General features: G+C 40.2%; 21 protein-coding genes. 10 read left to right on the plus strand and 11 right to left on the minus strand.

Translation table 11 applies throughout. The features are described 5' to 3' along the window. Window positions 1-8 precede the first annotated feature (8 nt). From recG to EHO65_RS10885, 5 genes are all read right to left on the minus strand, one after another. Window positions 9-2,129 carry an ATP-dependent DNA helicase RecG gene (gene recG, locus EHO65_RS10865; RefSeq protein WP_135774215.1) on the minus strand — a complete coding sequence of 707 codons (2,121 nt, stop codon included), beginning with the start codon at window positions 2,127-2,129 and terminating at the stop codon, window positions 9-11. Next, window positions 2,110-2,505, minus strand: a complete 396-nt coding sequence (locus EHO65_RS10870) for a hypothetical protein (RefSeq protein WP_135774217.1) — start codon at window positions 2,503-2,505, stop codon at window positions 2,110-2,112. Before EHO65_RS10870 ends, recG begins: the two co-directional genes overlap by 20 nt. Beyond that, window positions 2,502-3,179, minus strand: coding sequence for a hypothetical protein (locus EHO65_RS10875; RefSeq protein WP_135774218.1), 678 nt, complete (start codon window positions 3,177-3,179; stop codon window positions 2,502-2,504). The genes EHO65_RS10870 and EHO65_RS10875 overlap by 4 nt, the downstream gene beginning before the upstream one ends. A gap of 2 nt (window positions 3,180-3,181) precedes the next feature. Further along, the gene (locus EHO65_RS10880; protein WP_135774220.1) at window positions 3,182-4,180 is read right to left on the minus strand and encodes a metallophosphoesterase family protein; all 999 of its coding nucleotides are present in this window, start codon (window positions 4,178-4,180) and stop codon (window positions 3,182-3,184) included. 93 nt (window positions 4,181-4,273) lie between these two features. Continuing rightward, window positions 4,274-4,966, minus strand: coding sequence for a hypothetical protein (locus EHO65_RS10885; RefSeq protein WP_135774222.1), 693 nt, complete (start codon window positions 4,964-4,966; stop codon window positions 4,274-4,276). Between the two features lie 166 nt (window positions 4,967-5,132). On the opposite strand from EHO65_RS10885, the gene EHO65_RS10890 reads away from it, so the two are divergent. The 5 genes from EHO65_RS10890 to EHO65_RS10910 all read left to right on the plus strand — a co-directional run bounded on the left by EHO65_RS10890 (window position 5,133) and on the right by EHO65_RS10910 (window position 11,630). After that, window positions 5,133-6,134, plus strand: a complete 1,002-nt coding sequence (locus tag EHO65_RS10890) for an NAD(P)H-dependent glycerol-3-phosphate dehydrogenase (protein WP_135774224.1) — start codon at window positions 5,133-5,135, stop codon at window positions 6,132-6,134. Between the two features lie 27 nt (window positions 6,135-6,161). Then, window positions 6,162-8,810 (plus strand): tetratricopeptide repeat protein, encoded by a 2,649-nt coding sequence (locus EHO65_RS10895; protein WP_135774226.1) that lies wholly within the window; start codon window positions 6,162-6,164, stop codon window positions 8,808-8,810. A 217-nt stretch (window positions 8,811-9,027) separates the two neighbouring features. Continuing rightward, complete coding sequence (locus tag EHO65_RS10900) at window positions 9,028-10,356, plus strand: hemolysin family protein (protein WP_135774228.1); 1,329 nt, start codon at window positions 9,028-9,030, stop codon at window positions 10,354-10,356. A 36-nt stretch (window positions 10,357-10,392) separates the two neighbouring features. After that, the gene (locus EHO65_RS10905; protein WP_135614346.1) at window positions 10,393-10,932 is read left to right on the plus strand and encodes a phosphopantothenoylcysteine decarboxylase; all 540 of its coding nucleotides are present in this window, start codon (window positions 10,393-10,395) and stop codon (window positions 10,930-10,932) included. Window positions 10,933-10,943: 11 nt separating this feature from the next. Then, window positions 10,944-11,630, plus strand: coding sequence for a phosphopantothenoylcysteine decarboxylase domain-containing protein (locus EHO65_RS10910; protein ID WP_135774230.1), 687 nt, complete (start codon window positions 10,944-10,946; stop codon window positions 11,628-11,630). Here the strand turns inward: EHO65_RS10910 and EHO65_RS10915 are convergent. Genes EHO65_RS10915 through EHO65_RS10925 form a run of 3 tightly spaced genes read right to left on the minus strand, consistent with a single transcriptional unit; the run spans window position 11,623 to window position 13,634 of the window. Then, complete coding sequence (locus tag EHO65_RS10915; protein ID WP_086447319.1) at window positions 11,623-11,994, minus strand: STAS domain-containing protein; 372 nt, start codon at window positions 11,992-11,994, stop codon at window positions 11,623-11,625. The genes EHO65_RS10910 and EHO65_RS10915 overlap by 8 nt on opposite strands. 16 nt (window positions 11,995-12,010) lie before the next feature. Beyond that, on the minus strand, window positions 12,011-12,340 hold the full coding sequence (locus EHO65_RS10920; RefSeq protein WP_135774231.1) for a hypothetical protein: 330 nt from the start codon (window positions 12,338-12,340) through the stop codon (window positions 12,011-12,013). 4 nt (window positions 12,341-12,344) lie between these two features. Next, a complete protein-coding gene (locus EHO65_RS10925) occupies window positions 12,345-13,634 on the minus strand; it encodes a homoserine dehydrogenase (RefSeq protein ID WP_135774233.1) in 1,290 nt (429 codons plus the stop codon). 203 nt (window positions 13,635-13,837) lie between these two features. Between EHO65_RS10925 and EHO65_RS10930 the strand changes: the two genes are divergently transcribed. From EHO65_RS10930 to EHO65_RS10940, 3 genes are read left to right on the plus strand one after another with little or no spacing between them, the layout of a single operon-like run. Beyond that, a complete protein-coding gene (locus EHO65_RS10930) occupies window positions 13,838-14,425 on the plus strand; it encodes an LIC_10572 family protein (protein ID WP_135774236.1) in 588 nt (195 codons plus the stop codon). 14 nt (window positions 14,426-14,439) lie between these two features. Then, window positions 14,440-16,596, plus strand: coding sequence for a tetratricopeptide repeat protein (locus EHO65_RS10935; RefSeq protein ID WP_135774237.1), 2,157 nt, complete (start codon window positions 14,440-14,442; stop codon window positions 16,594-16,596). A gap of 14 nt (window positions 16,597-16,610) precedes the next feature. After that, window positions 16,611-17,879 carry an amidohydrolase family protein gene (locus EHO65_RS10940; protein WP_135774239.1) on the plus strand — a complete coding sequence of 423 codons (1,269 nt, stop codon included), beginning with the start codon at window positions 16,611-16,613 and terminating at the stop codon, window positions 17,877-17,879. Here EHO65_RS10940 and EHO65_RS10945 read toward each other — a convergent pair. Then, a complete protein-coding gene (locus EHO65_RS10945) occupies window positions 17,851-18,387 on the minus strand; it encodes a methylated-DNA--[protein]-cysteine S-methyltransferase (RefSeq protein WP_135774241.1) in 537 nt (178 codons plus the stop codon). The two genes, EHO65_RS10940 and EHO65_RS10945, sit on opposite strands and share 29 nt — an antisense overlap. Window positions 18,388-18,562: 175 nt before the next feature. On the opposite strand from EHO65_RS10945, the gene EHO65_RS10950 reads away from it, so the two are divergent. Both EHO65_RS10950 and EHO65_RS10955 read left to right on the plus strand, forming a co-directional pair. After that, complete coding sequence (locus tag EHO65_RS10950) at window positions 18,563-19,357, plus strand: SDR family NAD(P)-dependent oxidoreductase (protein WP_135774243.1); 795 nt, start codon at window positions 18,563-18,565, stop codon at window positions 19,355-19,357. 1 nt (window position 19,358) lies between these two features. Next, window positions 19,359-20,369 (plus strand): LLM class flavin-dependent oxidoreductase, encoded by a 1,011-nt coding sequence (locus EHO65_RS10955; protein WP_135774504.1) that lies wholly within the window; start codon window positions 19,359-19,361, stop codon window positions 20,367-20,369. 70 nt (window positions 20,370-20,439) lie between these two features. Here the strand turns inward: EHO65_RS10955 and EHO65_RS10960 are convergent, their stop codons facing one another. Beyond that, window positions 20,440-21,621, minus strand: a complete 1,182-nt coding sequence (locus EHO65_RS10960; protein WP_135774245.1) for an acetyl-CoA C-acetyltransferase — start codon at window positions 21,619-21,621, stop codon at window positions 20,440-20,442. A 94-nt stretch (window positions 21,622-21,715) separates the two neighbouring features. Next, window positions 21,716-23,743 carry a neutral/alkaline non-lysosomal ceramidase N-terminal domain-containing protein gene (locus EHO65_RS10965; protein WP_135774247.1) on the minus strand — a complete coding sequence of 676 codons (2,028 nt, stop codon included), beginning with the start codon at window positions 23,741-23,743 and terminating at the stop codon, window positions 21,716-21,718.

The following is a 23,743-nucleotide window of genomic DNA, read 5'->3' on the forward strand; positions in this document are numbered from 1 at the left end:
TTTTCCTCTTAATTTGAAAATAATAAAGCGCCTTCCGAAAATCTAGAAACGATTTCTGATTTTTCCAAATCTCCCAAATTCCCGAATTGATTTGCATCTTCTCTAGAGATCTCAATCCATTGGCTATCTTCCCTTAAGTCGGCGATCTTAAAGTCCGGCAATCCACTTTGTCTTACACCCAGAAGTTCTCCGGGGCCTCTTAATTTTAGATCAGCTTCAGATAAGAAGAAGCCGTCATCAGAATCTACCAAGGCTTGGATGCGGTATCTTGCCTCTTCCGTAATTTTGGAGTCTGAAATTAAGATACAAAAACTCTCATGTTTTCCCCTTCCTACTCGCCCTCGGAGCTGGTGAAGCTGAGAGATCCCGAATCTATCGGAATGTTCTATTACCATCACGGAAGCGTTCGGAACATCTACTCCAACTTCGATCACCGTGGTACTAACTAAGATCTGGATCTCGTTTTGTTGGAACAATTTCATGATCCTATCTTTTTCGGACGTTTCCATTTTTCCGTGTAGAAGTCCTACTTTGAATTCGGGAAAAACATCCTTTCTTAATGTTTCATACGCTTCTATACAAGACTTAAGATCCGATTTTTCGGATTCTTCTACCAATGGATAAACTATATAACATTGTCTTCCTTGAGAGACGTACTTTTGGATGGATTTATAAACTCCGGATCTTTTTCCTTCGGTGAACCATAATGTTTTGATAGGTATCCGACCTGCTGGACGATTTTTTAAGGTCACTAATTCCAAATCGCCATAAAGAGTAAGACAAAGCGTTCTTGGAATAGGAGTGGCGGTCATTGCGAGAATGTCCGGATTTTTTCCTTTGGCTCTTAATGTTTCTCTTTGTTCAACTCCGAACTTATGTTGTTCGTCTATGATCGCGAGTCCTAAATCCTTAAAGGTCACGTCTTCTTGGAAAACGCTATGAGTTCCTATGATAAATAACGATTCTCCAGTTTTGATCCTGAATATTTTTTCGGCCCTGGTCTTTTTAGGTTCTTTTCCTACTAAAAGTTCTATCGGCAAGAACGGCATATTTCCCAGAAAGCCTATTACAGTTTGGTAATGTTGTCTGGCTAAAATTTCAGTAGGAGCTACCATGCAGACCTGGACCTGATTGTCCGTGTATTTGAGTGCAGTTAAAAGAGCCACCAGGGTCTTTCCGGAACCCACATCTCCTTGTAATAGGATTGCGGCAGGAGTATCCGACTTGGTCCATTCTGCAATTTTTGCCAGACTTTCTTTTTGGTCCGGAGTTAATTCAAAAGGTAGATTTTTGATCAGATCGTTTGCGGTTTTGGATTCAGGAAGAGGCCATAGAACTCGGGGGATTTTTGCTCTTTGAGATCGTTTGTATTCTATTAAAAGATTAAAATAATATAATTCTTCGTATTTAAATCTGGTCCTTGCTCTTCCTAATTGTTCGTCCTCAGTAGGAAAATGGATCTCGTTATAAGCCTGGGCTCGATCCATCAGATTTCTTTTTTTAACTACTTGGGCAGGTAGGATCTCCTGAATTCTGCCTTCTAAAAGTTTTAATGCAAAATGGATGAGTTTACGAAGTTCTCTGGAATTGAGATGTTCATCCCTCATCGCTTCGGTGGTAGGATAAAGAGGAATGATCCGTCCTGTATGGATACTTTCCGGAAGATCATCTTCGGAAATGTCGGAATTCCCACCGTAAGATAGAACCTCATAGTCAGGATGCATGAGTTGGAATCCTCTGAAATATTCCAATTTACCCGTTACAGCCACGAGAATTCCGGGTTGGAAGACCCTGCGAAAAAATTGGATACCTCTGAAGAAAACTAAACTGATCGGTTCATTGTTTTTGGTTTTTGCAGAAACTACTAGTCTGGATTTTTTTCCATGAGCCAGATATGAATCGATTACTTCTAAAATTAAGGTAACTGATTCTCCTTGCTTGAGAAGGATGTTTTCCGTTAAGTTTCGATCTAAGTATCTGCGAGGAAACCATCCTAAAAGATCTTGGATAGTTTTGATCCCTACGGATTCTAAAACTTCCTGCTTTTTAGGACCAACACCTTTAACAATTCCGATGGAGCTAGTTAAGGAAACGTTAGAATTTTTTTTATCAGAGACCGAGTTCTTCATCCTGGACTGGTTTCGGTTGAGGAGAATTTTGCACCATCTCCTCTGGAGCCGAACTTGAATCATCCAATCCTAGGTAACAGTAACGGCAACCATAAATCCGAGCTTGTCGTTTTGCTCCGGGAGTTGCAGGTTCAAAAAGAACTGCGTATAAATATTCATTCTTATCCAAAAACCGACCACATACAGGACAAAGTCTGGGACGTGGAACGTTCGGATCCCAATTTCCGCCATATACTTTTCTGGGATTTCCGTAGTCGCTGTCTTTAGGTCGTTTGGAATCTTTTTTATCCAAACGTTTTGTATCTACAGTATATAGAACATGGAAGAAGATAGCAGCGGCTGCTAAACAAGCAACTAAGGTGAGAAAGGTGATCATTGTTTTAGATAATCCTTTATTTTCTCCGCCATGGAGCCGGGCAATTTAATTCCCTTATCGGCCAATCTACCTGCGTATTTATGAAAAGAGTAAGTATGCTGAGAAGATTTAATAATTCCTTCGAAACATTCTTCTAATGATCCAGAAATTTTTTCCCAAAGCGGAAGATTTTCAGAAATCATGTTTTCGTATTTATGGAGAAGTCTACGATTCACTCCTCTGCAAATGGATCTATAAAAACAAAAACGGATGAGTAATGCAGAGTCTGCATTCTTATCTTTTATATCTTTTTCCAATTGGTTCAGGTTGATACAATCTACAATTTCCAATTTATAAGCCTGAGAATTATGTTCGAATGTAACCAGGTTCAGGAACATATGTTTGAAAAGAGCAATTTTATAACAATTTTCCAATCCACATTCTCCCATTCTACCTTCTTCACATCTGGTATACATCACTATGTCCGTGTCAGAATCAGTGGTAGCCTGGCCGAAATTCAAAGAACCTAAGATATCAAATGCTACTTCGTCTCCGCCGTAGTTGATTAGTTTATTAAATTTTTTGAAATCTTCTATTCGTTCTCTGGATACTCCAGTCTCATGAGATCTGAAGAACTTTTTCAGACCTACGAATTTTATTATATTGGAGTTTGAACTAAGTTTTGGAAGAGTCATAACTATCGGATAAAATCTTCCGCCAAAACTTCTGAGTCGCTACTTGCATGGACAAGCTCTAACTTGTCTCCAGAGCAATCGACTTCTAAAAGATGGCGAATTGAGTGATCCGATAGTCTATTCAGTTTTACATTTTTTACAAGATTGTTTTCTATTTCTATTTCGGAGAAGAAACCTCCAGGCTGAAATCCAAAGACTGAATCAACCGGTCCAAAATTAGAAGGATTCAAAAATACTGTTTTTCCTTTTTTTATGATCCCTTGGTCTTCATGAACATGACCCGAGACAACTAAGGCGGGAGAATAATCGTCTAAATATCTTCTGATCCCTTGGGAACCTACATTTCCGAAACTAGGGATCTTATCTAAAAATCCGTAAGCTGGATTGTGAATTACAACTACATCCGGATTTTCTTCTTTGAAGAAGTCTTCGGGTTCGCTGTAATTTTTTCCGTTACGGTTGTACTCGTGGAATTTTACCGCTAACTTTTCAGGAATCCCTGAAGTGATTACCGGGGCTCCACCATAACCTGCAAATTTTAATCCTCCCATATCGAAGGTTTTTCTATGTAGGTCTCTTTCGTATAACGCTGAATACTGAAGATCTATATCATAATTTCCCGGTAATAACCAGACAGGTGCTTTTGCGTATTTTTGGATGATGATCTCGATGAGTTCGTATTTTTCCTTCATCGTTTTTGCGGCCTGGTGGAATAACCTTCTGTAATCTTGGGATTTTTCTACCACGTTAGGCTGGTACTTCTCCGGAAAACGTACTGCTCTGGTTGCATAATCGTAAGGGTTGATCTCTTCTTTGATATCATCCATGATACGATACATATCTTCTTGGAGTGTTACAAATTCAATGATACGTTCTGGGTTAAAAAAGGCTTTGTAGATGATATCGCCGGAGAATAGGTACAAGTCGCATTCGGTTCCTAGCAGGACTTCTTTCAATCCTCTTAGGCCGTCGTGGATATCGGTGAGGTAAATGATCCTCATTTGGACTTATCCTAATTTTATGTTAAACGACTTAAAGCCGTTTGACCCTTTCTATACTGATTCTCGAAAAACCCGTGATCATGTCCAATCTTTCTAATCCCTCCACAGCATGAGCATGCTGTCTTCATTCTCCGAAATTGGCTCTATTCTCAAATAGTCCGGACCAAAAAAGTCCAATAGAGGTTTTAAAATTGTATTGGAACGCACGAATAAGAATACATTTCCTTTTTCAGGAATTACTTTTTGGACAGTCACAGCGCCGGCTACTTCCGGAATTTCTGCTAAAAATGTATTCAGATCGACTCTGATCTCGTTTCCTATATCCGTAAGGGATAATATTTCCGGAATTTCTTCGACTATCTCTTCTAATATTAATTTTCGATGGAATTTGAAAACTTTGGAAAAAATCCGTATCGGATCTATAGACCTTGGATTATGATCATAGAGTCTAAACGCTTCTATCCTAAATACCACTCTGTTTCCATCTACCTTCACAGGTCGTAAAGAGAGTTTGTATCTGATATGATTCGTTCTTAAAATTTTGGACCAGGCCAGTCCTTGGATAGAATAATGTCCGGAAAGGTATAAAACACCCCGACCTGAATCCATTACTAGGGACTCCAGATCTTCTGTTCCCTCTACCACTTTTTTTTGCAGAACCTTATTCAAAGAATGAAGTAAAACGGCGATCCTGTAATTGCTCTTTAAGGCTTTTTCTTCGAAGGAATTTTTTCCCGTCAGAAAATCTAAAAGATTGAATCCCGAAAGTTTCCGCAAATCGAGCATGGAAGAACAAAGTTAATCCCTCGGATTTGGTCGGTAAACTCATTTCTGTTTTATACCAAAATAAGAATGGAAAGGTCCTTACTTTCCCCTGCTTTTTTTTTCTTGCCGTTTAGGCTTTCCAGGTCAGGATCATCACTCCTTAGGGTTAGTCGGGAAAGGGTATCTCATGCAAATCGGCGTTATCGGATCTGGAAGTTTTGGTTCTTCTTTAGGTGTATTGCTGGCGGACAAAGGTTATGATGTTACCATTTGGGGAAGGAATTCTGGATTAATCCAAGAGATTAATGAGAACCATCGGAACGAAAAATATCTACCAGGCATAGATCTTCCTAAAAATTTAAAAGGAAGTACAAGTTTAGAAGAAGCCGTCAAAGACAAGGACATGATTGTTTCCGCTCCTCCTTCTCATGCAATCACTGATATCCTAAAAGAGATTAAATCTTTTCTGCCGGAAAAGGCTCCTATCGTCTCCGCAAGTAAAGGAATAGAGAACGGAAGTCTTAGATTGGTTTCCGAAATTTTTGAAGCAGAACTTCCTGGCAAATTTCATAGCAGATTATCCTATCTTTCTGGACCTAGTTTTGCAAAAGAGTTGGTCAAACGTGTACCTACCATAGTGAGTATAGCATCTAAGAATGAAGCAACTGCAAGAAGAGTACAAGAAATATTCAGTTTCACATATTTTAGGACTTATTGGACTCCGGACGTGGTTGGAGTAGAAGTCGGCGGTTCCTTAAAGAATGTGATCGCAATCGCTGCAGGAGTCTCCGATGGATTAGGATTCGGACAGAATACTAGAGCCGCTTTGATCACCCGAGGACTAACTGAAATTTCCAGATTAGGAGTCAAATTGGGAGCGGATCCTCTTACATTTTTAGGACCTTCCGGAATGGGAGATTTGATCTTAACCTGTTGCGGAGATGCTTCCAGGAACAGGACTGTAGGTTTTAGATTGGGAAAAGGGGAAAGTCTGGATTCTATTTTAGGCGGAATGGTAGAAGTTGCAGAAGGGGTTAAAACCGCAAAAAGTGGATTTGAATTATCCCAGAAATTAGGTATTGAAATGGCCATCACCACCGAGGTGTATAAAATGCTTTACGAGCATAAGAATCCGAAGGAGGTTGTTAGAGATTTAATGGGCCGGGACTTAAAAAGAGAAGGTCTATAAACCGCTCTTAAATCGCGATCGATTCCCTTGCAAAATGCAATTTTAAATATTCCTAATATAGGCGGTATCAGCCTAATTTTCAGGTATATTCCATTTTTATTAATTTCATTCTGTTCTTTTTGTACGTCCCTCTCAGCCCAGACCCGTAATGATTACGGTTGGACAGGTTCTCCGGGTAATTTTTATCTTTTGATGGATGGCAAGAACGTCCTGACCAAAGAAACCGATTTTAATTCCTTTCCGGAAGGTCTAAATACGGTCCAAAAATCAGAGTTCGCACTTTTAGCGGGGGAATATTTATTACTTAATAAAGATTCCGGAAAATTCTCCAATCTGATCAATTCTATCCGAAAGGAAAAAGATCTAGGATTTGCAGAAGTTCTTCTACTTTATTTTCAAGATATCTACTTCTCCAAAAAATCCAATGGGGAAAGTTTTCTAAAATCCTGGAATCCGCCTGCTGGAGACATATACCAAAAAGAATTGGCCGAATCAACGCGTAACGTTCTTCTTCATAAAAAGCCGGCAGATAAGATCAAATGTTCTCCTAAAAAACAATATTATTCACTTTGTAGGACGCTTCGTCTCGGAAGTTATATGGCGGATTTCAAACTTTCGGATCCGAACCATGATCGAGAATATACGAATCTGCAAAGAATACTTTCTCCTTTTCCTGGAGTTACAGATCCTGAGGAGAAGGAGCTAAAACATATTCCTTTCTTGTCTAATTTCCTTCCTAATATTGCGGATTATCTTTCAGAGTTAGGATTTGCCAGAGATGCGATCCAATTCTCTAAAATAGGGATCGTTTCAGAAAATTTGGGCGGAAGAATGCTCTCTCATTCTTACGAAAAATTGGCGTATTACTATCTGGTAGATGGAGATCCGAATTCTGCCGAAAAAGTTTTAAAGTATATTATAGAAAGACAGGGGGAGATGGCCCCCACTTATAAAAATTCATTGTATCTGAAGCTGGGAACTCTTGCTTATCTGCAAGGCGACTCTGCAAGAGCTTTGGAATATTATTTAAATTTGGACTTTTTACATTGGTCCACTAAGATACTTCATCCTTTCTTGGGTGAACCTATTCCGATCAATAGTGCTCGTGACTTGGTGTCTGTTGCTGTTTGGAAATCCAAAAATTCTCACAAAGCAGTGGATGCTCTTCAGTCGGTCAGTACTCCTAAAAATCTGACAGAAGACGATCTATTTACTAAATTAAGAATTATTCAAATACTTTCGGAAGATGAACCTGAAGTTGCTTCTAAACTTGCTATGGATCTGAGCTTTCTCGCTCAAAGTAAGGGATGGAGAAGAGTAGAATATTCCGCCACATTACTCCACGGATTTTTGCAGTTAAAAACCAATAATCTTAGAAAAGCCATCATAGAGTTCACTAAGGCGGGCGGTATCTTAAAAGAAGATCCTTCTTATAAAGAAGAATGGATCCGCTTGAACGGGTTATTCCTTTCTCATAAAGAATCTTCTAACCTAAGAGGTGTAAAAGGTTTCTTAGACCAAGCTCTTAAAATTTCAGCTTCCGGGAATGTGGACGATAAAACTTTCGAGATCAAAAATTATCTGCCTCCTGCTTTCGGAAGTAAAAGTTTAGAAAATTCTGCCATCGATTTTTATACCAGGCACGGTTATACGAACGATCTACTTTCCTTTATGATCCATTCTGAGGAAAATTCAGAACTTCAGGAAGAAGATTCTCCTCCTGACCTCGCTATCCTTAAAACTCATAATAGAATATCTAGATATAAAGGTTTTTATCCTCCTGGAAGAGAACCTTGGAAATCTGCTTGGTCCGAAATGAGGACCAAGGAATCCACTCGTATTAGAGAAGAATCGGATCCTCTCAGGAATGCTAATTTTAAAAAGTTAACTCATCCGCTTATCGCCGTTTTCGTGAAAGATAAGAGAGTGTTCCTATTTCACAAAGATGGGGATTCTTCCGAGCTGGAAGCGAGAGAATTGAATACGGATAATCCTACTAGTTATACTGCTCAATCTGCATTTAGAAGTACGATGGAATCTTTTTCCAAAAAGGAGAAGGTCCAAATTTACCTGAATTCCCCAGGAGTGGAAGCAGCTGAATATTTAAGAAAAGAATTCCCTGACTCTGAGATCAAATTATTCCTTAGATTTGATAAAAGAGACGAATCTGATTCCGCTAAAAAAGTATTCGGTCCTGCTTGTGAGAATCTTTTCCCTAAAAATCTTCCGGAAGGCGATGGTCATCTGGGTTGGCAATCCTTTCCATTACAATATTATGATGGATCTAAATTGCTCCAAGGAAAGTCTGCACTACTCGTTTGGAATATGAAGGTAACTTCTAAATCTCCTAATGGTCTTCGGGATTATGAATGGTCCTGTGGATCTGATTCCATTTCTTTTCGAAAAGCAAAACGTAGATTAGATTTCAGGAATTTACCAGATAGGATTGCATTTACTAAGGATTCACTCAGTGGTTCGGGTTGGGGAGATAAATCAGAGGACTTTTTGGACTGGGCCAGGTTCTGGTTGTCCGCAGGGACTTCTCGTCTTTATTTTGTTAAATACTGGAATCCCGAATCAGAATCCGACATAAATTTATTAGAGAGACTTGCCAATGAAAATGGGGATCCAAATCTGAATTCCAGAGTCCTCAAAATGGTTCGGAATGCTGAATAACCTACTTAAACATGGTTCGGTAAAAGGGTAAATTTTCATTTTTTCGCCTCCAAAACACTCGACAATGCACCGTTTTTCAGGGATGGTATCACAGATAGATGGACCCCGACAGTAGAAGCCGGATTTTTCCGGACCAAAGCCATATTTTTCCCACCTTGTTTTATTCTTTCGATCTAGCAATCTGCCTAAATCTTACATTCGGAAGATCTTGCCGTTAATGGACGTGATTGGATTTTTCGTAATACTTCTTCTTATCTTTGCGAACGGATTTTTTGTGTCCGCAGAGTTTGCCTTAGTCTCGATCAGACCTTCTCGTTTGGAAGAATTGATTAGAGACGGCAGACCTATGGCTGTTCTCACCAAAAAAGCGGCAAGCATGTTGAACGATATGCTCTCCGTCTGTCAGGTGGGGATCACAATTGCAAGTCTACTTTTAGGTTGGGTGGGAGAAGGTTATCTCTCCAGTTGGATAGAACCTATTTTTCATTACGCAGGTTATCCTGATTCCGACTTAACTGTTCATGGTATTGCAGTAGCGATCTCATTTGCATTGATCACATTTTTGCATATTCTTTTGGGAGAACTTCTTCCTAAAACCGTTGCGATACAAAAGACGGAAACCTTGGCCTTGGTGACAAGCGCTCCTATATTCTTCTTTTATTATTTATTTTTCCCTATTACATTTTTCTTAAATGGAATGACTTCTTTTCTTTTGAAAACGATCGGATTTAAGGAAGATTCTCATCGTATCATACATTCTCCGGAAGAATTGATGATCTTGATCCAAGAACAAAATAAACAGGGAAATATTGATCAGGAAGAATTCCAGATCATCCAAAATACTTTTCAGTTTTCCGAACATTTAGCAAAGGACGTGATGACTCATCGTTTGAGCATTGTAGGAATTCCTGCAGATAGTCAAATGGACGGAGTGCTTTCGATCATCGCTGAACATCATTTTTCTAGATATCCAGTGTATGAAGGAACCACTGATAATATAGTAGGTATAATTCACGTTCAGGCTTATCTTGCTTGGCTTTCAGAATCTAAACGGAATAAGAAAGCAAAAGTCACTACGATCATGCAACCTCCTATCGTGGTTCCAGAAGGTATGTCCATCGAAAAGGTTCTGCAGAAATTGCGGGTCGCAAAACAACATATGGCGATCGTGATCGACGAATACGGCGGAGTTTCCGGATTACTTACTATGGAAGACATAGTAGAAGAAGTTTTCGGCGAGATCCGGGACGAGACTGACGATCATGAAACAGATGCAGTTCCATCACATTCTCCTGATGCATTTGATATAGACGGAGAGACAGAACTCGACGAATTAAAAGAGATCCTAACTGGTATCGAAGCAGAAGATCTAAATGATATACGTACGATCGCGGGTTTTATTTTAGAGAAGTTAGAGGATATGCCTAAGGAAGGAACCGAAGTTGCAATCCCTGAAGGTAAACTGACCGTAGAAAAAATGGATGGGAATAAGATCATGACCGTCCGTTTTACTAGGCTTCCCACTACTTCTTCTTTTGCGATTTAAGTTGTAAATCTAATAGATCGGTTTTGGATCTGCACTATGGACAAAAAGGATATTCTGATCGCAGTCAGTGGAAGTATCGCGGCTTTTAGGGCTTGCGAACTGGTGCGTAATCTTACGAAAGAAGGTTATCCTGTTTCCGTGATCATGACCCAGAACGCGACCAAATTTATCGGTCCGATCACGTTCGAAGCTCTTACAGGTAAAAAAGTCCAGGTAGACGAATACGAGCAAGGAATGGCTCATATCGATGCAAGGAATCGTGCGGCTGTGATTGCCGTTGTTCCCGCTACTGCAAATATTATCGCAAAAATGGCGAACGGAATTGCGGACGATCTTGTAACTTCTACTTACCTTGCTGCGAAATGTCCTGTATTAGTTGCGCCTGCAATGAATCCGAATATGTTCACGCATCCAGCCACACAGAGAAATCTCGCTCGTCTGAAAGAAGACGGAGTGATCATTTTAGATCCTCAGGAAGGAGTTGTGGTTTGCGGTGACGAGGGTTACGGAAAATTAGCAGATGTTCCTGTGATGCAAAAAAAGATCCTGGAACAGTACCTGAAAACTTCTAAATAAGATGTTCGATCTTGGCTAAATATTCAAAAATTATAATAAGTTCGGGACCGACTAGAGAGTGGATCGATCCTGTGCGTTTTATTTCGAATGCTTCTTCCGGAAAAATGGGATATTGTTTGGCTGAGGAAGCAGCTCATTTAGTAAAAGATGTAGTTTATATTCGTGGTTTAACTGAGCCAAAATATTCTGAACCTAAGGGCGCAAGAATTCTTAAGGTAGAAACCACTCTGGAAATGAGAGACGCAGTTCTGAAAGAAGTGGATTCTTCTTCTATTCTTATCATGGCAGCTGCTCCGGCTGATTTTCGCCCTAAAAATGCAAACGATTCCAAGATCAAAAAAGAAGAAGGTAGCGATACTTTAGTTCTGGAACTGATCAAAAATCCAGATATACTTGTTTCCGTTCACGAAAAGATTCAGGAACAAAATCTGAAAGATGTTCTCCGTATAGGCTTCTCCGCTGAAACAGATTTATTGGACCAAAATGCACTTGGTAAACTTAAAAGAAAAAACCTGGATTTTATCGTAGGAAATTACGTGGGTAAAGACTCCAAAGGTTTTGGAGACTTGGATACAAGCGTGATCATTTACGGAAAAGAAGGTTCTAAAAAGGAGATCGGTCCCGCTTCCAAGGAGACCATTGCAAAAGGTATTTTAGAATATTTAGATATTCTTTCTAAACAAGAAAGTATTATTTAAAGACCGCTTTGGCCTCGTCCAGAGTATGATAGATCGCTACCTTTTTAGGTAATTCCATCAATCGGATCACATTCTCTAAGAAGTGATTCAATCCCCCGATCACGATCTTTCCATTATGCTGGTCTACGGTTTTGATCAGTGTTAGAAGTGTCGCAACTCCAACACTATTAATATATTCCAAAGAAGAAAGGTCTAAGATGATCTCGTAGATCCCTTCGTCGAAAACGAAATTGATCTTTCTGGAAATTTCGAAAGCGTTCGAATTCGTCACTTTTCCGTTCATGATGACGACTAAAACTTCTTTGTCTCCGACGGAGTCTCTTTTAGTTTCTATGTAAAGGCCTTCGAATTCCGTTTTTGCCATTTTATCCCGATCCGCGTTAAAGCATCATTGTTCCGTCTTTGATGGTGGCTGTCAATTCCGTCCATCTGGAGACTTCTTCCGGTTTGGAATCCGTTTTGGCGGATCCGCGGTAGAGTATCCTAAGTCGTCCTTTCTCTTCGATTTCGCCTTCTAAGTCCAGATAGATCCTTCTGTGATCATTCTTTCTTTGAAAAGTTATTTTCGATCCACTTTGGAGCAATTCCCAATAAGAAGCTACTGTTCCGAAGGTGATTAGACGAGAATTTCCGTCAATATCCAAAAATAAATCCAAATGTGAATCCCCGAATCCTTCATGTAAGGATAATGTGCAGGGAAATTCGTTCATACTTTTACAATTTGTCTTCTAAGCGGATCGCGACCGAAGGTTCTAATACCACTTCGGAAGCATCTATCCTTCCTAAAGACGCAGAAATCGAAGCTTCTACACACGGATGTGTGACCACCACTACTTCTGCAGGTTCCTTTTCAGATTCGTTTTGGCGAACAGAAGAAATAGATACTCCGTTTGTTCCCAAATCTTTTGCAATTTCCGCTAAAACCCCTGGTTGGTCCAAGGTATTAAATCTCAGATAATATCTAGCTTCTGTTTGGTTGGCTTCAGATATGGAGGCTTTTGGAAATCTGTTCTTTTCCATCGGAAGATTTTTGCCCCTTCTTGAGCTGTAATAGATCAAGTCCGAAACCACTGCGGAGGCGGTAGGCAAGGCGCCTGCTCCTTTTCCTACGATCAACCCCGGACCGGCAAATGCTGTCTTGTAATATACTGCATTTGTCTCATTCATCACACTTGCAAACGCATGATGTTTTGGGATCATTACAGGTTGGACCCTGGCTTCTACCTTGCCGTCCAATTTTCTTACAAGACCGAGTAACTTGATCCTATAACCCAGGTCAGAAGCGAATGCGATATCTAATCGTGTAATCTTTGTTATACCTTCGACCACTATGTTTTGTAGAGGGATTTTTTCTCCGAAGGCTAAGGATCCTAAAATACTGATCTTATGAGCTGTGTCTATGCCTTCTACATCGAAGCTTGGATCTGCTTCTGCAAATCCCTTTTCCTGAGCGAGTTTTAACGCTTCTTTATAATCTAAACCTTCTGTTTCCATTTTAGAAAGAATAAAGTTAGTTGTTCCATTTAGGATCCCGTAAAGTCCTAGAAACTTGTCTCCTGCCAAACAATTTCGTATGGCACGGATGATCGGAATAGAACCACCGACGGAAGCTTCGAATCCAATTTCAGTTTGGTTCTCTTCCGCAGTTTTATAAATGATCTCTCCTTTTTCGGAAAGAAGTGCCTTGTTGGCTGTGATTACTGTTTGTTTGGATTGTAAAGCACCTAATACGATCTCTTCGGAGATGGTTGTACCTCCTACAAGTTCGATGATTGTATCGATTTCGGGGTTTCCCACCACTTGTTTGTAATCGTCTGTTATTTTTACTTTGGAAAATAATTTCGAAATAGGGGCAATTTTAGAGGGAGTTCTGGTACAAATTGTATGTACATTTAGAGAGATACCGTATTCTTTTTCGAATCTTGCGGATTCTTCCGAAAGAATTTTAAGAACTCCTGAGCCGACCGTGCCTGCGCCAATTAATCCGATTCGAATCGTCTGCATTCTGGGACAATCCTTTCGGCTATACTGGAAACATTCGACCTTTTTTAAGTATGTGTAGGGGCTTTCCTTTCGACCTGGCGGTTTTTTCTTTACTAAATGAGCTAGTCTTGGTAGAGATTCTTTTACGGACGATTTTAAAATTCGTTTAGGGCCTTTTAGAATAAATAGGTCCAAATCCATCGACTGAAAGGATAACCCACTTTATGGCGAACCGTCGTAAGCCTCCTCGCAAAACCTCCGGGAATAAAAAACAAGAATCTTCCCACAAACATCCAGGCGGAGGAAACCGCGGCCATCAGCAGAAAAAAAGACCGGATCACGGTCGTTCGAATCGCCACCAACAGCATACCGTAGCTACTAAAATTTCAGAAACGATGAAAGAACTTCCGATGAAGGCTCCTCATCAATCCGGAGGAAGTTCAGGGACTCTCGTAAAAGTGATTGGATTTCTCGCAGTCGCATTGATCGTATTTTTCGGATATTTTATCGTTCAGGAATATTTGGATAAAACCCCTGTTTATGGAAAACATGGTTGGGATGAAGAAGCTGGATCTCCGGTTGTTTGGGAAGATGCAGTTCGTTATTGTTCTTCTAGAAGAAAGAGACTTCCGGATAAGGAAGAGCTTAAGACATTCTCCAAAAGAGCTGATAAGAAAATCAAAACGATCGGATTGTTTTGGTCTACAAGTGCCGCTGGAGACAAAGGGGATTATATGACCGTAAACTTAAGCAGCGGCGATTTTTCTCCAAGTCCCAGCACGAATAAATTCGCAGTCATTTGTGTGAAATGATGCTTTGAACCATCATGGCTGTTTTAACTTTTTCCAGCGTTAGTTATCTTACCGGATTTGTTCTATCTGGGCTCTGCGCTTTTTTTCTTTTAATTAGAAAGGAAAAATATGAAACAACCTTACATTTAGGCTGGGTATTCCTATATTGTGCGCTACTCGAGCTTTCATTTTTGCTCGGGACTTCTTTCTTTCATCCTCTTTCTTTTTTACATAGATGGCTTTCGCTTCCTTCTGCGTTTTTACTCTGCGCCCATCTATGCTTATACTTCTTCCTATTGAATTCACAGGCCTCTGAAAAGACAGGAAGGATCTTATTAGGTGCTGGCTATTTTCTGGCCTTAAGTCTTTTGGTCTTGCACATTGTAGGAACAATATTCGCAAAACCTGTTTATGATTTCGGTGGAGGAGTATACGACGTAATCCATAGAACGGATGAAAGGGTTATATTCTGGTTCGGGATTATTTATATTTCTGTAATATTGCTTTTCGGTGTCTGGAGAGGTTTCCAAGCTCATAGATCGGATATTCAGTTGATGGCACTTTCTCTTTGGGTGCCTTTTTTACTTCTTCTTGGAACTACAATACTTTTTCATCTAAAAGAGATTGCTTATCCTTTGGACAGAGCCATCGGACTTTCTTTTTGGAATCCTATTTTTCTAACCGCATTATTTTTAGCATGGCTGATCCATTTAAGAGCTTCTGGAGAGGCTTTCAGTCTTAGGTCCCCCATTTTACTCGGGATCGTGTTATTATTATTATTCGTTTTCCAAGGAAGCAGTTGGTTATTCTTACAACCTGGATTAGAATCTTTTAATGAAACAGTTAAGGAAAAATTGAAGGCACAGGATCTTTCTCCTGATTCCTATCTACTTTCTGTTCAAGATAATGATGGATTTGTTCTGACCGCCTCCGGGGGGTTGGAGACTTCTTTTTTTGCAGAATCTAAAAGAGATCTGATCCTTTCTTTTATTTGGAATAATCCATCCGCTTTGAATAAAGAATTTCCTTCTTATGCGAAGGTTGCTGAATCTTTGAAAGGTTCAGATAAATATTCTGAAAATTTAATAAGCTTTTCCAAAACTTTGGAGAAGGTCCGTAAAAAGATCAAGAACCTTCCTCCAAAGGATATTCGAGACGGCATTTTAGAACAGATCTCTCCCGACGGTAAGGAGGAGAAGTTTGCATTATTCTTAAAAATACTCTCCGGTTCTGTTAAGAACTCTTCTGCGGAAGGAGAGGCATTGCGTAATTTTACTTTGGACCAAATGAGAGAGCTAGTTCCTGAAGGAGAACCTCGCTTTAGAAGGATCCCTGGACTCGCGATGGGGGAATATTATTATTCCATAATCCAAAAATCTCCGGGTAAAACTCAAATGAAAGAGATTGGGATTCCTTATCAGGAGTTCTTGGCTTTCGAAACTGGATTACTGAAAAAGCCGGTGCTTGCGTTTTTAGTTTGTCTTCTTCTTTTCTCAATAGCGATCAATTCGTTTTTCTCCTTCTTCGTGATCTACCCTTTGGATAGATTATATTCTGCATTGGAGCTTGCTACTGAAGGAGATCTGCAAAGAGAATTACATCCGGAAGCTTGGGATGAGATCGGCAGTTTAGCGGATCAATTTAACAGAATGATCCAATCTATCCGAACGGAAGAGGATTCCGGACATTCTTCTTTTAGTCGGAATGAAACTGCGCCTAAATATAGTGGAGGAATTCCTTCTTGGAAAGAAATTTCTGATCGGATCAAAAAGACTAACTCAGTTTCAGAATTGAGAAAATTCCTTTCTGATCTACAAGGAAGCCAAGATTCACATCCAGTTCGTTCTAAGTTGATCTTAAAGCTTGGGCTAAAGATAAAAGATTACCAAACTGCTTATATGGCTGCCCAGGAGCTGCGAGAGATGGGTATCGTGAAAGATCCCGAAATGCTTTTTATACTCTCTTATTGTGCTAAAAAGACAGGAGATATCCAAGAGGCCATCCGTTTGTCGGAAGAACTAAGATCAATCTCGGAAGGTCATGCTCAAAACAATCTTCACCTTGCGGATATGTATTATCATACAAATCGTTTAGATGAGGCCAGGGATCTTGCGGTTCAAATTCGTAAGGAGCAGGGGCCTTCCGCTGCAGTTACGAAACTTTTGAATGCGATAGAAAAAAAAGGCGCCTGAGATAAACTGGGCTAATGGCTGCTCAGATTCGAAAAATATCCGGAAAATTCCAAAACTCCAAAGGATCTTTTATAGGTATAGTGGAGTTGGACCCGAAAACAGGCCTGATACTATCTATTCAGAAAGACAAAGTATTACAATCTTCTAATGCAGAAGAACTTGCGTTCGATCCTGATAAGTTTACGATCTTTTCAGGCTTCGGCGATATTCATGTTCATGCAAGAGAGGATGAATCCGGAAAACATAAATACAAAGAAGATTTTTTATCTGCAGGGAATGCTGCGATCAACGGAGGTGTGATCCATATCGCAGACATGCCTAATAACCCGATCCCTCCTACCGACGACACTACTTATTCCAAAAAAAGAGAACTCGCGGATCATTCTCCTGTTCGTATCACTTTGTATGCCGGCATCGGGCCTCATACAAAACCTCTCAAGGCCCATGTCCCATATAAAGCATTCATGGGGCCTTCTATTGGAGAATTATTCTTTTATTCCAATGAGCAGTTAGAAGAGACGATCCGTCATTATAAAGGATGTAATATTAGTTTTCATTGTGAAGACCCTGAAATTTTAGAAAAAAGCCAAAACGAAACATATCATGAGGATAGAAGGCCCGCTATTGCCGAGACTTTAGCTACCGACTTTGCGTTATATCTGATCGAAAAGTATGAGCTAGTTGGAAAGTTATGCCATTATTCTACGGAAGAAGGTCTGAAGAAAATCATAGATGCTAGGAAGAGAGGAGTCAAAGTAAAATGTGAAGTGACTCCAACTCATTTGTACTTTGATAGAACCATGCTCACGGATGAAAATCGTCATTGGTTCCAGATGAATCCACCTTTAAGAGGACCGGAAGATAAATTAGCTCTACTCCAAGGAGTCAAAGAAGGTTGGATCGACTTCTTAGCTACTGATCATGCCCCACATTCTATAGAAGAAAAACTAAAGGGTACGTCCGGTATTTCTCAACTAGATACTTATTCTTTATTCGTGACCTGGTTGCATAAAACTGCGGGGATCTCTTTGGAAAAAATTTCAGAGATCTGTGCGGAGAATCCCGGAGATTTTGTAGCAGAGTTTTTACCTAAAGAATACGGAAAAGGTTTTGGAAAGATCGAAGAAGGTTATTGCGGAAGTTTTACTGTTCTGGATTTTCAAACTCCGACTACATTCAAAAAAGAAGATATAAAAAGTAAAAGCGGTTGGTCTCCTTTTGAAGGAGTTACCTTTCCTGGAAGTATCGCTTCTGTCATTCACCTCGGAAAAAAGGTAAGGTAGGAGAATCAGAAAATTTTTGTTCTAATTCGAGCAGGAATTTTTTTCTCCAAAGACCCCCACCGTATCCTGTTAGATCTCCACTCTTGCCAACGATCCTATGACATGGGATCAAAATAGCGATCCGATTTTCTCCATTTGCTTTGGCAACTGCTCGGACTGCGTTTTTATCTCCGATCCTGATCGCCTGAGCCTCGTAAGAATTTGTTTTTCCGTAAACGACGGAATGTAGTGCTTCCCAGGCTTTTTTCTGAAAGTCAGTGCCTAGGACCACCAGAGGAATGTCGAAGTCTTTCCTTTTCCCTTCGAAATATTCATTAAGCTGTTCTTCTAACTGATCGAAAAATTTACTTTCTCCCGGTTGGATATCCTCGCCGAAAACTTTTTTAAGACGAGTGAGTTGGAGGTCCAACCTCTCTTTTTCTGTGAATTCCAAAAGGCAGATACCTTCTTCCACCGCGCCCGCGAGAAGTATTCCTAAAGGGGATTGGATTTCTTTACTGAGGATCATTTCTTTGCCTGAGTATAAAAGATTTTTTGAATTTAGCACAACCCGAAAATTGCTGTAAAATATCTTACTATAGATCCCAAGATTTAATTTGAAGCCGACCCAAGACCAAATCATGGGCTGAAACCGTTTTTGCCTAGTCTTGCGTTAGTTTCGTCTAAGTAATGGAAAACAATACATGGATACCCAACTCAAAGATAAAATTGCATTAGTTACAGGATCAACCGCAGGAATCGGGCTAGCAATCGCCACTGGCCTAGCGGCAGAAGGGGCGCAGGTCATAGTAAACGGTAGGACCAAGGCAAGAGTAGAAGAGGCAATCTCTAACATTCAGAAAAAAGTTCCCAAAGCAAATCTTCTCGGTGTAGAAGCCGATTTTTCAAGTAAGGAAGAAGTAAATAAAATTACATCAAAATTTACTAATATAGATATTCTTGTGAATAATGTTGGGATTTTCGAGCCTAAAGATTTTGTAGATATCCCGGACGAAGATTGGATCCGTTTTTTCGAAGTGAATGTTCTTAGTGGAGTAAGACTTTCCAGAGCTTATTTACCTTCTATGCTTAAAAAGAATTGGGGAAGGATCATATTTATATCGAGTGAATCCGGGATACAGATCCCGAATGAAATGATCCATTATGGAGTTACAAAAAGTGCACAGATTTCCTTAGGCCGGGGAATTGCAGAACTCACAAAAGGAACCAATGTAACTGTGAATTCTATTCTGCCAGGACCAACTCGATCCGAAGGTGTAGAAGGATTTCTTGAAGATCTTGCTAAACAACAAAACGTTTCCACTTCAACTGTGGAAAAAGAATTTTTCAAAAACGCAAGACCAACTTCTCTTTTACAAAGATTCGCAACAGTGGAAGAAGTTGCAAATCTTGCTGTTTATCTTTCTTCTCCACTTTCTTCCGCAACAAATGGTGCTGCACTTCGTGTGGATGGTGGAGTGGTTAAGTCTGCATTCTAATATGATCCGATTAAGTGTTTTAGATCAGTCTCCAATTCGTAAAGGAGGGACAGCGAGCCAGGCGGTCCAGGAGACGATTGAACTTGCGAAACTTACTGATAGACTGGGTTATCACAGATATTGGGTTTCAGAACACCATAATATTCTTGGGTTAGCAGGATCTTCTCCCGAGGTATTGATCTCACATCTTGCCGGCGAAACAAAAGGGATACGAATGGGTTCCGGCGGGATTATGCTTCCAAATCATAGTTCACTTAAGGTGGCCGAAAATTTTAGGATGCTCGAAACTTTATTTCCGGGAAGAATAGATCTTGGGCTTGGAAGAGCACCCGGTGGAGATCGACTAACAGCCGCTATATTGAATCCTTCTAACAGTTTTGTTCAAAATGATTTCATCCAACAATTGATGGATCTGCGAGATTTCTTGACGGATAACGCGGAACCTGATTCTATCCAAGAGAAGGTAAAAGCGATCCCTGTTGCAGAAACCTGTCCCGAACTTTGGATCTTAACTTCCAGCGGAGAAAGTGCTTTGATCGCTGCTCATTTTGGAATGGCTCTATCTTTTGCTCAATTCATTAATCCAACCGGAGGATATGCGAGTATCCGAGCTTATAAAGAAAGATTCCAACCTTCAGACGCACTTTCAATTCCTCATGCAAGCGTAGGAATATTTGTGTTATGTGCTGAAACAAAGGAGAAAGCAGAAGAACTACAAGCTGTAATGGACAGGCAACTTTTAAATATTGAAAAAGGAATTAGCGAGGGTATACTTTCTTACGAAGAAATTAAACCGTACGTGTATTCAGATATGGAGCGAGTCAGATTATTGCATAATCGCGGGAGAATGATTGTAGGAACTCCCGATACGGTTAAAAAAAGGATTTTAGATCTGACTAAAGAATATGGGATAGATGAAGTAGTGGTTTCCACGATCACATACGATTTTAAAGACAGAGTTCGTTCTTACGAACTTTTGGCAGAAACTTTCGAATTGGAAAAAAGATTATAAAAGCGTAAACTAGGGAAGTGAGAACTGGACTAGGTCCTGCAAACCAAGCGGGACCTAGTCTTTTTTATAATTATGCTTCCGGGTTTTCCAGAATAAGAGCAATCCCTTGGCCGCCCCCGATACAAAGAGAAGCGACTCCGTATTTTGCCTTTCTTCTTCTAAGTTCGTAAGCTAGTGTGATGGTTACTCTTGCGCCACTTGCTCCGAGCGGATGTCCGATTGCAACTGCTCCACCGTTTACGTTTGTGATCTCAGGATTTAGTCCTAATTCTTTTTGAACTGCGAGGTACTGAGCAGCAAACGCCTCGTTCACTTCTACAAGGCTCATGTCGGAAAGTTTTAACCCTGCTTTTTTAAGAGCGATCGGAATTGCTAACGCAGGTCCGATTCCCATTTTTGCAGGATCACATCCCGCATGTCCGTATCCTCTGATGATCGCCAAAGGTTTTTTACCGATCTTCTTAGCATAAGAAGCAGAAGTTATGATAGTTGCTGCAGCTCCGTCATTCAGGCCGGATGCATTTCCTGCAGTAACCGTTCCACCTTCTCTGAATGCAGGTCTTAGTCCTGAAAGTTTTTCGATGGAAGCTGCACCTTTAATAAATTCATCTTTTTCTAATGTAACCGGTTTTTTTCCGCCAACAGTTACAGGAAGGATCTCTTCTTTTAGTCTACCTTCTACCGTAGCTTTTTCTGCTCTAGTTTGGGAGATTCCTGCCCATTCGTCTTGTTCTGCTCTACTGATCTTGTATTGGTCAGCAAGATTTTCCGCAGTAGCTCCCATGATGAGACCAACATATTGGTCGGTTAATCCTTGCTCTAATGAATCTTCGAATTCAGCAGAACCGTATTTAACTCCCCATCTTGCGTTACGCACAACATAAGGTGCATTGCTCATGGATTCGGATCCGCCTGCAAGAACCGCTTCCGATTCTCCCAAATAGATCTTTTTCGCTGCTTGAATGATTGCTTCCATTCCGGAACCGCAAAGTCTGTTTAGAGTTAAAGCTGGAACTGTGATCGGTAATCCGGTTTTGAGTCCTATATGTCTAGCTAGATAGATAGCTTCTTTACCGGTAGGTACGACGTTTCCGAAAATAGACTCACCTATATCGGAAGGATTCACTCCTGTTCTTTCCAACAATGATTTAGAAACCAATACTCCTAAATCCACTGCGCTTACATCTTTTAATGTTCCGCCGAAATTTCCGAAAGGGGTACGGATTCCGTCCAACAAAACTGCTTCTTCCATTTTTCCAGTCCTAAAAATATTAACATTACGCAGTCAATAACTGCAGATCAATACGGTGTACTACCATTCCAATTTACATCGTTTCCGAGTCATACTATTTTAATTCGAATTCGGGGCAATCAATGGAGAATGGGACTTCTTTCCCTTCTTTATTAAGATAGAAGGAAGAATGTTTCAGCCTATATACTCCAGGAGTATCATTCTTATCTGTTTCCCAAATCAATCGGATCTTATCGTCAAACAAAGGTAAGAATGATTTTTTATAATAGAATTTAGTGGCCCAGCTGGAATCTGTATGAGCAGTAATCCATTTATCACCTTCTTTCTTCTCTACATCAAAATAGGATTTTTGTTTTGGATAGGAGATGTTCGGATTTACGGAACTCACTTCGCAAGAAACGGATTCTCCTGTCTTTGCGATACTCTCGTTCGGAGTTTTGATTTTGGGATCGAATGAAGAGATCTTATCTCTATGAGGAACGTCTGTCCCTACGACCGTAGAACTCAGATCTTTAGGAAAAGGTCCTTGAACACTTATCTTATTTTGCAAAAGATCATTTGCAAGCCTGTGGTATTCTTGTCTAAAAAGATCTAAGCTGAAAGGCCCATGAAGAGTATGACCGCCTTCATATTGTTGGGTAGAATATTCTTCTTTAGTGGTGATATATCCTGCAAAATCATTGGTCAGCCCTGAAAGAGCTATGTCTTTGATCTTAGATCCTAAAACGTTTTTGACAGTTTCTTTCATCCTTCTGCTGGACATCGTAGTGACTTCGTTAGGTGAAACAATCAAAGCAAAATCACCGATTGTTGCGAGTCCCAAGGGCAGGATTTGAGAAAGAGAAGGATCCGGTTTTGTTTCTCCCATTGGGAAAAGGATCGCTTTAGGTTTTTGACAAACTCTTAATTCATCACTTGGAGCTTGGAGTAATCTTGCAGCTAACCAATCAATATAGAATTTTCTATCTTCATCCTTCATTCCTTCGTGAAAAAGCCAATGTCCTCCACCTTCTTCCGTAGAACCTGCTGCTAAAGCATATCCGTATGCGGACAAACAAGTCCTTTCGTCCTTTCCGGTTTCTGAAAATTCCTTACGAACGATTGAGTTCGGCATATCTATAAAAGACTGAGTATAATTGAGGCCGGAAGGTAACGCTCTAAGATTATCATCATTCAAGATCTTAGAACTCGCAAGATATTGTCTTTCTCCAATGATCTTTGTGCTCTCGAACATATCTTTTCCAGGACCGGTATTGTTCAGGTTTAGGTTTGGAGTCACATCTCCTTCGTTTGCCTGGGCAAAGATTGCGATAAAATCTTTTTGTCCTCTTTTTGCGGCTTCGAATTCCGAAAGATAAGAGGCGTATCCTTTATTATCCGTAGATACTAAATGATTATCGAAAGTCATACTTGTTGTATGAACTCCGAACCAGTTTACGATCCCAATCACACCTCTTCTGGTATTCACGGAAATCTGGATCATTGTTTTATCAGTATCGGAATTATATTTATCTCTTTCTGCTTTTGGGTTTGCTTGGTAAGCCACTAAAGAGCGATTTACTCCTGCCCCTTCTACAGTACCAGTTCCTATTAATAGCTGGGCTATTTCTCTTTTAGAATAAGCCTCTTTGATCGCCTGAAAGATACCATTTGTAATTACCGAATAGTATTCAGGGAAAAATTTAGTGGTATATATTGAATTCTGAATATAATGGAAAAATCCTGCAGGAGCGCTATGAGTGTGAGAAGCGTTCAGTAGAACATTCGCTAAATTAAAATTCTGATCCACTTCCTTCTTTAGTCGAGCTACTACATCTCTTTGTACTTCATGAGGAACTCCGCCTAGTTCTGCGGTTACATAAGCTAAAACTTTTCCGGTCTTAGGATCTTTGATTACTAAGGCCCTTGCGAATTGTCGAAGATGTATACCTTCTCCTTTTTGTCCTTCTTGCGCATAACCCCAGAACATGATCCCGGTTGGGGGTCCTGTTATATCTACTTTGGACATTCCAGCCTCGAAATTAAAATCTTTAATCTGAGGTTTTGCTGTTCCGGAAAATGCAGACCCGGAAAAGAATAAAAACAAGAAAGGAAGAATAATCGCTAAACGGAATTTCTTCAT

Source organism: Leptospira andrefontaineae (genome assembly GCF_004770105.1).
Classification (GTDB): domain Bacteria; phylum Spirochaetota; class Leptospiria; order Leptospirales; family Leptospiraceae; genus Leptospira_B; species Leptospira_B andrefontaineae.

Bases quoted from the DNA above. Each gene is read 5' to 3' on its own strand.
- recG (WP_135774215.1), bottom strand. From the start codon at position 2,129: ATGAAGAACTCGGTCTCTGATAAAAAAAATTCTAACGTTTCCTTAACT.
- EHO65_RS10870 (WP_135774217.1), bottom strand. From the start codon at position 2,505: ATGATCACCTTTCTCACCTTAGTTGCTTGTTTAGCAGCCGCTGCTATC.
- EHO65_RS10875 (WP_135774218.1), bottom strand. From the start codon at position 3,179: ATGACTCTTCCAAAACTTAGTTCAAACTCCAATATAATAAAATTCGTA.
- EHO65_RS10880 (WP_135774220.1), bottom strand. From the start codon at position 4,180: ATGAGGATCATTTACCTCACCGATATCCACGACGGCCTAAGAGGATTG.
- EHO65_RS10885 (WP_135774222.1), bottom strand. From the start codon at position 4,966: ATGCTCGATTTGCGGAAACTTTCGGGATTCAATCTTTTAGATTTTCTG.
- EHO65_RS10890 (WP_135774224.1), top strand. From the start codon at position 5,133: ATGCAAATCGGCGTTATCGGATCTGGAAGTTTTGGTTCTTCTTTAGGT.
- EHO65_RS10900 (WP_135774228.1), top strand. From the start codon at position 9,028: ATGGACGTGATTGGATTTTTCGTAATACTTCTTCTTATCTTTGCGAAC.
- EHO65_RS10905 (WP_135614346.1), top strand. From the start codon at position 10,393: ATGGACAAAAAGGATATTCTGATCGCAGTCAGTGGAAGTATCGCGGCT.
- EHO65_RS10915 (WP_086447319.1), bottom strand. From the start codon at position 11,994: ATGGCAAAAACGGAATTCGAAGGCCTTTACATAGAAACTAAAAGAGAC.
- EHO65_RS10920 (WP_135774231.1), bottom strand. From the start codon at position 12,340: ATGAACGAATTTCCCTGCACATTATCCTTACATGAAGGATTCGGGGAT.
- EHO65_RS10925 (WP_135774233.1), bottom strand. From the start codon at position 13,634: ATGCAGACGATTCGAATCGGATTAATTGGCGCAGGCACGGTCGGCTCA.
- EHO65_RS10930 (WP_135774236.1), top strand. From the start codon at position 13,838: ATGGCGAACCGTCGTAAGCCTCCTCGCAAAACCTCCGGGAATAAAAAA.
- EHO65_RS10935 (WP_135774237.1), top strand. From the start codon at position 14,440: ATGGCTGTTTTAACTTTTTCCAGCGTTAGTTATCTTACCGGATTTGTT.
- EHO65_RS10940 (WP_135774239.1), top strand. From the start codon at position 16,611: ATGGCTGCTCAGATTCGAAAAATATCCGGAAAATTCCAAAACTCCAAA.
- EHO65_RS10945 (WP_135774241.1), bottom strand. From the start codon at position 18,387: ATGATCCTCAGTAAAGAAATCCAATCCCCTTTAGGAATACTTCTCGCG.
- EHO65_RS10950 (WP_135774243.1), top strand. From the start codon at position 18,563: ATGGATACCCAACTCAAAGATAAAATTGCATTAGTTACAGGATCAACC.
- EHO65_RS10955 (WP_135774504.1), top strand. From the start codon at position 19,359: ATGATCCGATTAAGTGTTTTAGATCAGTCTCCAATTCGTAAAGGAGGG.
- EHO65_RS10960 (WP_135774245.1), bottom strand. From the start codon at position 21,621: ATGGAAGAAGCAGTTTTGTTGGACGGAATCCGTACCCCTTTCGGAAAT.
- EHO65_RS10965 (WP_135774247.1), bottom strand. From the start codon at position 23,743: ATGAAGAAATTCCGTTTAGCGATTATTCTTCCTTTCTTGTTTTTATTC.